This window comes from Pseudothioclava alba, assembly GCF_033100795.1.
In the GTDB taxonomy this organism is placed as follows: domain Bacteria; phylum Pseudomonadota; class Alphaproteobacteria; order Rhodobacterales; family Rhodobacteraceae; genus Pseudothioclava.
The window spans coordinates 146,921-159,116 of record NZ_JAWLVI010000001.1; the positions used below are offsets into that span (position 1 = coordinate 146,921).

General features: G+C 62.5%; 12 protein-coding genes and 1 pseudogene. 9 read left to right on the forward strand and 4 right to left on the reverse strand.

Annotated features, from left to right (window positions below; all coding sequences use genetic code 11):
* The 3 genes from RYZ20_RS00685 to RYZ20_RS00695 all read left to right on the forward strand — a co-directional run bounded on the left by RYZ20_RS00685 (position 1) and on the right by RYZ20_RS00695 (position 2,400).
* Positions 1 to 399, forward strand: coding sequence for an ExbD/TolR family protein (locus RYZ20_RS00685; protein WP_317669958.1), 399 nt, complete (start codon positions 1 to 3; stop codon positions 397 to 399).
* A complete protein-coding gene (locus RYZ20_RS00690; RefSeq protein ID WP_317669959.1) occupies positions 396 to 1,169 on the forward strand; it encodes an energy transducer TonB family protein in 774 nt (257 codons plus the stop codon). Before RYZ20_RS00685 ends, RYZ20_RS00690 begins: the two co-directional genes overlap by 4 nt.
* A gap of 61 nt (positions 1,170 to 1,230) precedes the next feature.
* Entirely contained in the window at positions 1,231 to 2,400 is a 1,170-nt protein-coding gene (locus RYZ20_RS00695; protein ID WP_317669960.1) for a M20 aminoacylase family protein, read from the forward strand.
* 21 nt (positions 2,401 to 2,421) lie between these two features.
* Here the strand turns inward: RYZ20_RS00695 and RYZ20_RS00700 are convergent, their stop codons facing one another.
* From RYZ20_RS00700 to moaA, 3 genes are read right to left on the reverse strand one after another with little or no spacing between them, the layout of a single operon-like run.
* Entirely contained in the window at positions 2,422 to 2,916 is a 495-nt protein-coding gene (locus tag RYZ20_RS00700; RefSeq protein WP_317669961.1) for a universal stress protein, read from the reverse strand.
* Entirely contained in the window at positions 2,892 to 3,353 is a 462-nt protein-coding gene (locus RYZ20_RS00705) for a hypothetical protein (RefSeq protein WP_317669962.1), read from the reverse strand. Before RYZ20_RS00705 ends, RYZ20_RS00700 begins: the two co-directional genes overlap by 25 nt.
* Positions 3,353 to 4,363 (reverse strand): GTP 3',8-cyclase MoaA, encoded by a 1,011-nt coding sequence (gene moaA / locus RYZ20_RS00710; protein WP_317669963.1) that lies wholly within the window; start codon positions 4,361 to 4,363, stop codon positions 3,353 to 3,355. Before moaA ends, RYZ20_RS00705 begins: the two co-directional genes overlap by 1 nt.
* Positions 4,364 to 4,472: 109 nt before the next feature.
* Between moaA and RYZ20_RS00715 the strand changes: the two genes are divergently transcribed.
* The 6 genes and pseudogenes from RYZ20_RS00715 to RYZ20_RS00740 all read left to right on the forward strand — a co-directional run.
* Positions 4,473 to 4,940 carry a D-galactarate dehydratase gene (locus tag RYZ20_RS00715; protein WP_317669964.1) on the forward strand — a complete coding sequence of 156 codons (468 nt, stop codon included), beginning with the start codon at positions 4,473 to 4,475 and terminating at the stop codon, positions 4,938 to 4,940.
* A gap of 16 nt (positions 4,941 to 4,956) precedes the next feature.
* Positions 4,957 to 5,397, forward strand: a complete 441-nt coding sequence (locus tag RYZ20_RS00720) for a methyltransferase family protein (RefSeq protein ID WP_317669965.1) — start codon at positions 4,957 to 4,959, stop codon at positions 5,395 to 5,397.
* Positions 5,398 to 5,713: 316 nt separating this feature from the next.
* On the forward strand, positions 5,714 to 7,288 hold the full coding sequence (locus RYZ20_RS00725; RefSeq protein WP_317669966.1) for a Re/Si-specific NAD(P)(+) transhydrogenase subunit alpha: 1,575 nt from the start codon (positions 5,714 to 5,716) through the stop codon (positions 7,286 to 7,288).
* Between the two features lie 18 nt (positions 7,289 to 7,306).
* Positions 7,307 to 8,746 (forward strand): NAD(P)(+) transhydrogenase (Re/Si-specific) subunit beta, encoded by a 1,440-nt coding sequence (locus RYZ20_RS00730; protein ID WP_317669967.1) that lies wholly within the window; start codon positions 7,307 to 7,309, stop codon positions 8,744 to 8,746.
* A 178-nt stretch (positions 8,747 to 8,924) separates the two neighbouring features.
* A complete protein-coding gene (locus RYZ20_RS00735) occupies positions 8,925 to 10,217 on the forward strand; it encodes a DUF3422 family protein (protein WP_317669968.1) in 1,293 nt (430 codons plus the stop codon).
* Between the two features lie 263 nt (positions 10,218 to 10,480).
* Positions 10,481 to 11,175, forward strand: a pseudogene (locus RYZ20_RS00740) (integrase core domain-containing protein); the annotation flags it as partial.
* Positions 11,176 to 11,400: 225 nt separating this feature from the next.
* On the opposite strand, the gene RYZ20_RS00745 reads toward RYZ20_RS00740, so the two are convergent.
* Positions 11,401 to 11,997, reverse strand: coding sequence for a hypothetical protein (locus tag RYZ20_RS00745; protein ID WP_317669969.1), 597 nt, complete (start codon positions 11,995 to 11,997; stop codon positions 11,401 to 11,403).
* Positions 11,998 to 12,196: the final 199 nt, after the last annotated feature.

Genomic DNA, 12,196 nt, shown 5'->3' on the forward strand with positions numbered 1-12,196 from the left:
ATGCGTTTCCCCGATCCGCCCCGAAAACGCCCTGCCGAGCAGCTTTTGCCGATGATCAACGTCGTGTTTTTGCTGCTGATTTTCTTTCTGATCGCGGCGAAACTTGCAGGGCCGGAGCCATTCCCGATCACGCCCCCCGAAGCCGCGGGAGAGCGCCCCGAGGATTTGCCCGAGGGCGTGTTCTTCCTTGGTGCGGATGGGCAGATGGCCTATGGCGCGGCGCGGGATGAGGCAGCGCTCTCTGTGTTGGCCGAGGATCGGCGCGCCTGTGCCCCCGATTGCGCAGCGCTGGTCTTGCGCGCGGATGGCGGGGTTTCGGGGGCGGCACTGGCTGCGCTTTTGCCGCGTCTGGCCGAGGCAGGTGTCGCCCGTGTCAGCCTGCTGAGCCGCGCCAGATGAGCGGCAAGCCCACATATGCGCTGGCGGTCGCGGCGGCCTTCGGGCTGCATCTGGCGGGCTTTGCCCTGTGGGGTGGTGCGGAAACTGGCGGTGCCGAAGCGGCAGGTGCGGGCGGCGCGGATCTGGTGACGCTGGCGGCTAGCTCGGCCTCGGTTGCGGCGCTTGTGGCCGAGTGGGAGCGCCCGCCCGAGGTGGTTCAGGCGCCGGACACCCCAGAGCTTGCACCGCCAGAAGATACCCCCGTGACGGATGCCGCGCCGGATACCCGCCCGCAGATGAAACCGCCGCCGGCCCCTTCGGCTGTGGCCCAGCCGATGGCGCTGCCCAAGCCCTCGGAACCCGCAAAACCGCAGCCACCGAAGGCGGCTGTGAAGCCCGCCAAGCCCTCGGTTGCGGCACAAAAACAGGTGGCCAAAGGGCAGGGCGGCGCGCAAGCGTCCGGCACGAAGGGGGCTGCGCAGGCGGGCACCTCGAAAGCGCAGGCCAAGGCTTTGTGGGCCGAATGGGGCGCGCAGATCCGCAGCCGGATCGAGCGTAAGAAACGCTACCCCACGGGGGCGGGCGGCGCACAGGGCAAGGTCACGGTGCAATTGCGCGTGGCACGCTCGGGCGCGCTGCAATCGGTGGGGGTTGCCCGCTCGTCGGGGAGCGCCGCGCTTGACCGCGCCGCTGTGCAGGCGGTCAAGGCGGCGGGCAAGTTCCCCTCCGCCCCCAAGGCGCTGACCGAGGCTGCCTATACGTTCAACCTTTCGATCAGTTTCAAGCGCTGACCCTTGCGCCCGTGCGGGGCATGTAGGATGGTCGGGCGTCCAGCCAGCCTCGGGTGCCCGAATGCCGATCAAGAACCGCTTTTCCGAACTGCTGCCCGAGATCGTCGCATGGCGGCATGATTTCCACGCCCACCCCGAACTTCTGTATGAGGTGCATCGGACCGCCGGGCGGGTGGCCACGCTACTGCACGAATTTGGTTGCGACGAGGTGGTCGAGGGGATCGGCGAGACCGGCGTTGTCGCGCTGATCCGGGGCCGCAGCGATACGAAGGGCCGCGTGATCGGGCTGCGGGCTGATATGGACGCGCTGCCGATCGAAGAGCAGACCGATCTGGCCTATCGCTCGACCGTGCCGGGCAAGATGCACGCCTGCGGCCATGACGGGCATACCTCGATGTTGCTAGGCGCTGCGAAATACCTGTGCGAGACGCGCAATTTCGACGGCACGGCGGTCGTGGTGTTCCAGCCCGCCGAAGAGGGCGGCGGCGGCGCGCGGGCGATGGTGCGCGACGGGCTGATGGAGCGCTTCGGCATCCAAGAGATCTACGGGCTGCACAATATGCCGGGGATTCCTGTGGGCAGTTTTGGCATCCGCAAGGGCGCGATCATGGCGGCGGCGGACCAGTTCGACATCGAGGTGCACGGTAAGGGCGGGCACGCCGCCATGCCGCAGCATTGCGTCGATCCGGTGGTGGTGGCGGCGCATATCGTGCTGGCGCTGCAAACCATCGTGAGCCGCAATGCCGACCCGCTTAAATCGGCGGTGGTGTCTGTCTGCACGGTCAAAACCTCGTCCGAGGCGCATAACGTGATCCCCGCGCGGGTCTTGCTGCGCGGCACGGCGCGCACGATGGACGCGGAGCTTCAGGCGCAGATCGAGGCGCGCGTGACCGAAGTGGCCGAGGCAACAGCCCATGTTTACGGCGCCCATGCCGAGGTGACCTATCGGCGCGGTTATCCGGTGACGGTGAATGATGCGGGTGCGGTGGATCACGCGCTTGCCGTGGCCGAGGCGGTCTCGGGCGGGCGCGTCGATCCCGACACAGCACCCCTGATGGGGGCCGAGGATTTCTCGTTTATGCTGAACGAACGCCCCGGTGCCTATATTTTCCTGGGCAATGGCGACACGGCGGCGCTGCATCACCCCGCCTATGTGTTCGACGATCACGCCATTCCTTACGGCGCAAGCTGGCTTGCGGGGATGGTCGAGGCGCGGATGCCGGCCGCGTAACCGGCCTCCGCGACGTCTGTCTTAGCGCATCACCATCACGGCGCAGGGCGCGTGGCGCACGACGCGCGCGGCGGTCGAGCCGATCAGGTAATCGCCGATCCCCGGACGGTGCGAGGCGATGACGATGCAATCGCATCCGGCCTCACGCGCGTATTCGATGATCTCATGCGCGGACTGGCCCTGACGGATCACGCTGACGCCGTCCTCGAACTCGGCGGCGTGCTTTTCCAGATCGGCGGAAATCGCGCGTTTGAGCTCGCTGTGATAGCCCTCGGGCATATAGGTCATCGCGAAGCCCGGCACCTCATCCATGACGTGCAGCAGCGTTACACGCGCATCAGGCGCGGCCAAAGCGCGCGCGATATTCAGCGCGGCATCGGGGTTATGGTCCTCGTCAAGGGCGAGGGGGACAAGAATATTCGAATACATCGGATGGCTCCTTTCGTTATCTGAATAGTCCTGCAAGCGGCCCTCGTGCGCCTTGATGCAAGTCAGGTCGCCGCGCGATTTATCCATTTTAGCAAAGGCACTTGCAGCGCCAATGCGGTGATCAGAAAGAGGGGCGTGAGCAGGAGGTCGAAAAACAGCGCGCCAAAGGGTTCTCCGGCCAGCCAGGTTGCCCCGACATCGGCGGCAAAAGCGCCCGCAGTTCGGTCCGCCGCCCAATACCAGCCGCCTGCAAAGACCAGAAGCACTATCAGGCGGATCGGCCACGGCCCTGACAAAGCGTAAAGAACCGCCATCGGCAGGGCAAAGGGCAGGGCGGCACGGGTGACGACCGCCAGCACGCTTAGCGCGGAATGTGCGTGTGCCGGATCAAGCGCCTGCGGCTGTCCCATCAAAGCGGCGCCAAAGCCCGTCAGGACATGCAGCCAGAGCGAGACGATCAGGATAAGGGTCGCCATCAGGGCCGCGAGCACCGCAAGGATCAGCCGCCGCGTCCCGATCTGCATCAGCCGCCCGTATGGCTCATGTGGCGGCTCATCTGCCCGACGATGCCCTGACGCGAATAGTCGAAATCGTGGCCCTTGGGCTTGCGCGAAATCGCCGCGCGGATCGTGTCGATCAGGGCGGCGTCGCTGTCGGGATGGGCGCGCAAGGGCGCGCGCAGATCGGCGTTATCCTCTTGGCCCAGACACATGAACAATTCGCCCGTGCAGGTCACGCGCACCCGGTTGCAGCTTTCGCAGAAATTATGTGTGAGCGGCGTGATGAAGCCGATCTTCTGGCCGGTTTCATTGAGCCGCACATAGCGCGCAGGCCCGCCCGAGCTTTCGTCCAGCTCGGTCAGCGAGAACCGCTCGGCCAGTCGCGCGCGCACGTCCGACAGCGGCCAATACTGACCGACGCGGGCTTCCTCGCCCATGTCGCCCATCGGCATGACCTCGATGAAGGTCAGGTCATGACCTTCGCCGCCGCACCAGTCGATCAGCGGGAACAGCTCGTCCTCGTTAAAGCCCTTGAGCGCGACCGCGTTGATCTTGACGCGCAGCCCCGCTTTTTTCGCCGCCGTAATCCCCTCAAGCACCTGATCAAGGCGCCCCCAGCGGGTGATCTCTGCGAATTTCTCGGGCACCAGCGTATCAAGCGACACGTTGACGCGCTTCATCCCCAGGGCCGCCAGATCGGGCGCAAACCGGCCAAGCTGCGAGCCGTTGGTCGTCAGCGTCAACTCGTTCAGCGCGCCGCTGTCCAGATGGCGCGACATGCGGCGGAAAAACGTCATGATGTCGCGCCGCACCAAAGGCTCGCCGCCGGTGATCCGCAGCTTTTTCACCCCAAGCGAGACAAAGGCCGAACACAGCCGGTCCAGTTCCTCAAGGTTCAACAGGTCTTTTTTTGGCAGAAATTGCATGTGCTCGGCCATGCAATAGGTGCAGCGAAAGTCGCACCGATCCGTCACCGACACCCGAAGGTAGGTGATCGGACGGGCAAAGGGGTCGATAAGCGGCGCGGTTTCCATAAGCGAATACCTAAGCCGAGAGGGGGCAGGCGGCAAGGGGGACACGGTTGCTCAATTGAAGGAATGCCCCGCACGCGATAGGATCGGCGCATTGGTTGCGGAGGTTTCGATGGGTATGCGGCGTATTGGTGTCTGGGGGATGATCGTGGTGCTGGGTGCCAGCGGCTGTGCAAAGCTGTTGCCACATTCGCCGGAAACCGTTGATGAGTTGCCCTTGTTCGTTGGTTTTGAAAAGGCGCCAGTGCCCGAGCCTGATGCCCGCACGGTTGAACAGTTCGACACCACCACCAAGGCCGAGCGCGTTGCCGCGGCGGCCTCGACCACGGGGGGCGCGCGGTTGGGGACCACGCTGGCCAGCCTTGGCGACCCGACCGATCCGGGGTTCTGGCTAAAGACGCCTCTGGTCAGCGTCGAGGCGCAGGGGCATGTCGAGACCTTATCGGGGAAATCGGTGCAACTGACCCTGTTGCCGCTGGCGGGTGAAGCTGGCGCCGGAAGCCAGCTTTCCCTTCCCGCTATGCGTGTGCTAGAACTGTCCCTGACGGATTTACCCGAATTGATTGTTTATCGAGATTAAAGACTGGATGCTGCCCATGCTTCGCGAGATTGAACTTCCCCCCGTCTGGTTGGCGGGGGCTATTGTTATCGGTTGGGGCGTATCGCGCCTCTGGACTGTGTCGTTTTTCGGCGGGCAGCAGATCGGCATGATGCTGTTTGCCATCGGGGCCGTGTTTATGGTGCTGGCGGCGGGGCAGATGCTGTTGCGCCGCACGACCGTGATCCCGCGCCGTGATCCGAATGCGCTTGTGACATCGGGCTGTTTTGCGATCAGCCGGAACCCGATCTACGTCGCTGACGCGCTGATGCTGGCAGGGGCGCTGTTGTATCTTGAGGCGGCCTATATGCTCTGGCTGGTGCCGCTCTTTATGGCGATCATCACGCGGCGCTTTGTCTTGGGCGAGGAAGACCGCCTGCGCCGCCGCTTTGGCGCGGTCTATGAGGACTATTGCCGCGCAACCCGCCGCTGGCTCTAAGCGCTTTGGGTGCCGCGGAATGCTGCGGCGCAACAAAATTTGCAACTTTGCAATCAAGTTTTAATTTGGTGTAGATTTCTTGCAAACCTGTTGTTTGGTTGCTTTTAATGCATTGATAATAAATGAATAAAGAATGGATAGTCCTGATGTCCGTCTGTATGCATTTGTATACTGTCTTGGATGCGACCATTTAACAAGGTTTTACGAACTATCGGCGCTTGTGAAACTTTATTGCGCGATGCTAAGGAAATCCTCGCCACAATTGCCCCGCGGGAAGACTTTGGTCTTGAAGGGGCGTGACTAGGGGGATTGGAACGTGAAAATTGGCGCTCCTAAGGAGATATTCGAGGGCGAAGCGCGTGTTGCGATGACGCCCGACTCGGCTTTGCAACTGCAGAAGCTGGGTCATGAGTGCTTTGTCGAGGCCGGTGCTGGCCATGCGGCTGGGTTTGACGATGCGGCCTATGAGGCGGCGGGGGTGACGGTTATGAAGACCGCGCCGGCGCTGTTCAAAGAGGTCGATTTTGTCGTCAAGGTGCGCCCGCCGATTGATACGGAACTCAAGCGGTTGAAGGCGGGGCAGACGCTGATCTCGTTCTTCTATCCGGCGCAGAACGAGAAGCTTCTGAAAGCGGCCGAGAAGACCGGCGCGAATGTGATCGCGATGGACATGGTTCCGCGGATCTCGCGCGCGCAGAAGATGGATGCGCTGTCGTCGATGGCGAACATCGCGGGCTACCGCGCGGTGATCGAGGCGGGCAACAACTTTGGCCGCTTCTTCACGGGTCAGGTGACGGCTGCGGGCAAGGTGCCTCCGGCGAAGGTGCTGATCGTGGGGGCGGGTGTCGCTGGTCTTGCGGCTATCGGGGCTTCGACCTCGCTTGGCGCGATCACCTATGCGTTCGACGTGCGTCCCGAAGTGGCCGAGCAGATTGAATCGATGGGCGCCGAGTTCGTCTATCTCGATTTCGAAGAGCAGCAGACGGATGGCGCGGCGACGGGCGGTTATGCGGCGCCTTCCAGCCCCGAGTTCCGCGAAGCGCAGCTGAAAAAGTTCCGCGAGCTGGCCCCCGAGGTCGATATTGTCATCACCACGGCCCTCATTCCGGGCCGCGATGCGCCGGTTCTGTGGACCAAGGATATGGTCGAGGCGATGAAGCCCGGCTCGGTGATCGTGGACCTTGCGGCCGAGCGCGGCGGCAACTGCGAACTGACGAAGATGGACGAGAAGGTTGTCACTGACAACCGCGTGACGATCATCGGCTTCACCGACTTCCCCTCGCGGATGGCGACGCAGGCCTCGACGCTCTATTCGAACAACATCCGTCACATGATGACCGACCTCACGCCCGGCAAGGACGGCGTGGTCAATCACAATATGGAAGACGATGTGATCCGTGGCGCGACGGTGGCCCATCAGGGCGCGATCACCTTCCCGCCGCCGCCGCCGAAAATCGCGGCAATCGCGGCGCAGAAGCCGAAGGAGAAGGCGCCTGAACTGACGCCCGAAGAGCGCAAGGCCCAGGAGCACGCGAAATTCGTGGCCGCCACGAAGCAGCAGGTCGGGATTCTGGCCATTGGCACGCTGGTTCTGATGCTGGTCGGCTCGGTCGCGCCGGCAAGCTTTATGGCGCACTTCATCGTCTTCGCGCTGGCCTGCTTCGTCGGCTTCCAGGTGATCTGGAATGTGTCGCATTCGCTGCACACGCCCTTGATGGCCGTGACCAACGCGATCTCGGGGATCGTCATTCTTGGCGCGCTGTTGCAGGTGGGCTCGGGTAGCTGGCTGGTGATGGTCCTTGCGGCCATCTCGGTGCTGATCGCTTCGGTCAACATCGTCGGCGGCTTCCTTGTGACGCGCCGCATGCTTGCCATGTTCCAGAAATCGTAATCGGGGAGGGTGCTGACAATGTTTTCGATCGGTATCGTATCTGCCGCCTATATCGCGGCTGCCGTTCTCTTCATCCTCTCGCTGGGGGGTCTTTCGGGGCAGGAAAGCGCGAAACGCGCCGTGTGGTATGGCATCGTGGGCATGGGCCTTGCGGTGGCGGCCACGGTCTTCGGGCCGGGCGTGGGCAACTGGCTTGTGATCTTGCTGATGATCGCGGGCGGCTCGGTTCTGGGCTGGTATGTGGCAAAGACCGTCGAGATGACGGAAATGCCGCAGCTGGTCGCGGCGCTGCACTCCTTCGTGGGTCTGGCGGCTGTGTTCATCGGCTACAACGCCTATCTGGAGCTTGGCCGCGTGCTGGCGATGTCGGAAGAAGAGCGCCACGCGCTGACCGGCTTTGCGGGCGTTCTGGCGCATAAGGACGGGGTCGAGCAGGCCATCCTGAAGGTCGAGGTTTTCCTTGGCGTCTTTATCGGTGCTGTGACCTTTACCGGCTCGGTCGTGGCCTTTGGCAAGCTGGCAGGCAAGGTGACCTCGAAGGCGGTGAAGCTGCCGGGTGGTCATATGCTTAACGCGGGTGCGGCGCTTGGCTCGCTGATCCTGCTGATCATGTTCATGAACGGCGCTGGCATCTGGACGCTGGTCGTGATGACGGTTCTCGCCTTCTTCATCGGCTACCACCTGATCATGGGTATCGGCGGCGCCGATATGCCGGTGGTGGTGTCGATGCTGAACTCCTATTCGGGGTGGGCGGCGTCTGCGATCGGCTTCTCTCTTGGCAATGACCTTCTGATCGTGACGGGCGCGCTGGTCGGCTCGTCGGGCGCGATCCTGAGCTACATCATGTGCAAGGCGATGAACCGCTCCTTCGTCAGCGTGATCCTTGGCGGCTTCGGCAATGCCACGGGTCCGGCGATGGAGGTTGAGGGCGAGCAGGTGGCGATCGACGCCGCAGGCGTGGCCGATGCGCTGAACGAGGCCGACAGCGTCGTCATCGTTCCGGGCTATGGTATGGCCGTGGCACAGGCGCAAAACGCGGTGTCGGAACTGACCACCATGCTGCGCGGGCGTGGCAAGACGGTGCGCTTTGCGATCCACCCGGTTGCGGGGCGTCTGCCGGGCCACATGAACGTGCTTCTGGCCGAGGCGAAGGTGCCTTACGACATCGTTCTGGAAATGGACGAGATCAACGACGACTTCCCGGAAACGGATGTGGTGATCGTGATCGGCTCGAACGACATCGTGAACCCGGCCGCACAGGACGATCCGAACTCGCCCATCGCGGGGATGCCGGTTCTCGAAGTGTGGAAGGCCAAGCAGGTGTTCGTGTCGAAACGCGGGCAGGGCACGGGCTACTCGGGCATCGAGAACCCGCTGTTCTACAAGGAAAATACGCGCATGTATTACGGCGACGCGCGCAAATCCATGGACGAACTGCTCCACCTCATCCGCAGCTGATCCAAGCCTGAAACTCGTCAAAAGCCCCGCCCGAAACGGCGGGGCTTTTGCGTTGCAGTTGTGCCATAGCGGGCGTTGTGCACCAAAGTATGCCGTTAAAGCTCTGTTATCGCTGGAAATTTTTGTTTACTTGCGCCGCGCATCCGTTATCCAGAAGCCTTCTGGCGAAAGGTAAGCTATGGCCCCGGTTTACGAACACCCTTTGCGTTACACGCTTGTGAACGAGTTGCACGCGCGCCCCTATCCGAAAATCGGGGTGCCCGCGCATGTCGTCTATGCGGCTTTCAAAGAGCCAAATGACGCGGCCAACCGTGACCGGGCGCATGACTTTGCGCATCTGTGCGATCTGCTGACCCGCAAGGGGGCGCCGAACATGCCCTCGGAAGGCGTGACGCATTTCACCGGCCATATCGGGCGGCACAAGCTGAAATGGGAAAGCCATACCGAGTTCGTGACCTATCTCGCCCATGCGCCGGGCTATTCGTCGGTGCCGTTCGACCCGCTGGAGACGTCCGTCTTTCCAAATGACTGGATCGCAGAGGCGCCGGGCGGGCGGGTTGCCGCGATCCATATTCGCATCGAAACTCTGCCCGATGATCCCGAAGACATCGCGCCGCTGCTGGCCGATTGGTTCGTGGCCGAAAGCCTTGTGTGTTCCAGCATCCTTGAGGGCGCTGCCGTCATCGCGGGGGACTTCCGTCTGGATGCGGCGGGACAGATGCGCTTTGCGGTCTTTGTGCGTAAGGACACGGGGGCAGGGCGGATCGGCCGGATCGTCCAGCGCATCTGCGAGATCGAGACCTACCGCGCGGTGTCCATGCTGGGGCTGGACCGCGCCCGCAGCCTGATGAAGCGCCTGAATCTGCTGGAGCCGCAGCTCTCGGAACTGGTCGAGGCAATGTCGCGGGCCGAGATCGAACCCGAAGGTACGCTGCACCAGCTTCTGGCGATCTCGGGCGAGCTGGAGGCGCTGGCGGTGCAGCATTCGTTCCGTTTCGGCGCGACGGGCGCCTATGAGGCGATCATGCGCGAGCGTGTCGCGGTGCTGCGCGAGGCACGCTTTCACGGGCGCCAGTTGCTGTCCGAATTCATGACGCGGCGCTACGATCCGGCGGTGCGCACGGTGCATTCCGCCGAAAAACGTCTCAGCGCGATGCTGGAGCGCGCCGCGCGGGCTGCCGAGTTGCTGCGCACACGGGTGGATGTCGAACGCTCGGCGCAGAACCAGAGCCTGCTGGAAAGTATGGACCGGCGCGCCGATCTGCAATTGCGGCTGCAGCACACGGTCGAGGGGCTGTCGGTCGTCGCGATCAGCTATTACGCGGTCAGCCTTGCGGGCTATCTGCTCTATCCGCTGGCAAAACAGCTTGGCGCGTCAAAAGAGATCGTTCTGGCCGGGGCAACGCCTGCGGTGATTTTCGGTGTCTGGCTGATGATCCGGAAAATCCGCAAGGGGATGGGCGGGCACTGATGTCAGGACCAACATAACTTTTCGGTAACGCGGGCCTTAGTCGTCGATTTTATAGGGAAGATTTCGCTGTAGCCCCGCAACCGGTGTGGGGAACTCCTTTCCGGTTTCCGGTCCCAATCCGGATGATTGGGAACCTTCTGGCCTGCCATGGGATTTTTCCTCCACCGTGGATTAGAGTCCGATCCAACTTGAGGACGGACAATGAAGCGAACGAGGTTCACGGACGAACAGATCACCGGCATCCTGAACCCTCGGGGATCAACCGGATCTATCGGCTCTACCGCGATGAAGGATTGACAGTGCGCAAGCGAAAGGCCCGGCGCAAGGCCATCGGGATCCGGGCCTGGTCGAAGCGCGGCCCAATGCGCGCTGGTCGCTGGATTTTGTCCATGACCAGTTCGCCAGTGGCCAGCGCTTCCGGGGGCTCAACGTGGTCGATGACGTCGCCCGTGAATGCCTGGCTGCGATCCGTCGACCGCATGGGGCGACCCTCGATCTCGGGGCGGCGTGTTGCCCGTGAACTGACGGCCCTGATCGAGCGCCGCGGAAAGCCGGGCATGATTGTTGGCGATAACGGGGCGGAACTGACCAGTAACGCGATCCTGCGGTGGTGTTCCGGGCACCGGATCGAATGGCATTACATCGCGCCGGGCAAGCCGATGCAGAATGGTTTCGTGGAGAGCTTCAACGGTCGGATGCGCGACGAGCTGCTCAATGAGACGATGTTCCGCAACCTGGCCGATGCCCGCGTCGTGATCGCGGCCTGGGACGCCGACTACAACACCGAGCGTCCCCATTCGGCCCTGGATTACCAAACCCCGGCTGACTACGCGCGAACCCTGACCACCGCAATCGCCCGCCCTGGCTCGCGCGAGATGAAAGCTCCGCGCGCCGGGCGATTGCTAACCCCGCGCCAAATGGCGAAAACAGAAACCGGGCTCCGGTCGCGGCTGGATGAAAGATCAGTGGCAGGTCACTTACGTCGTCCGGTGAGGTTATGTCGGTTGGTGATCAAGAGTGGACCTTTTGCAGAGATCGATACAAAGCCAGTTCCGGTGGAGAGCGGTTGGCCCTTGAACCGCATTTGCAGAAGCAAGGACTGAACAGAAGGTTTGGCGATGTTCTGCATTTTTCGCTCTAGTTTCGTTGGCTGATGGTCGATTGTGTAACCTAAGGTCACTCATCAGTCACTATTCGGGACTGGAAACGACGCTTCGGAAATCACTGCGAACCGGAAGCCGTCAGGCAGTGCCACTCGGATGGCGCGTGTCAGCGCCTCCATCTTCGGCCGCGCCAGTGCCTCTTCGTTTTTGACAAAGATGAATGTTTGAGCACCGCACCGCTGCGAGAGGAGATAGTCGAGAGTGTGGGATCTAGTGCCGCTGACGGGGGGATCAAAATGAACGGTCAAGGGCTGGCATTTCAGCCCGACCGTCTGGGGATGGAGCAGACAGGAAATCGCGACGGCACGTTCGAGGCCGCTTTCAAAACCGATCGGGCGCGGGCGCCCCTGATCTTCCTCGGTGCGCCCCACAAACATGCCGGTTTTGGCGGACTGGCTGCGCCGGACCGTATTGCGCAGGCCGTCATAGGGGAGCATCAGATCGAGCTTTTCAAGCGACAAGTCCACTCCGGAAGGTGGGCGAGCACTGCAGATGGACGCTTCATGGTCGGCCGATAGATCCTTCTCCATCGCCTGAACAGGCACTGCCGCAAACGGCATTTTACCTGCAAACCGATCACCACCGCCTGTGGTGCTATGACAGTTGTGTCCCGCCATGACGTCTCCGTTCTCCGGAGACTGGGTCTCCGAAGTTGCATTTACTGTTTCGGGGTGCGGAGCTCGCTTGCCAGGACCATTTTTGGTCTCTAGGGTGACAAGTAACTACCGGGTGCTTCGCACCCCAACTCTGGGCGCGCGCCGCATTTGGCGCGCGTTTTTTCTTGACCCCGCTTTTCTTCGTTGCGTGATCGCGACT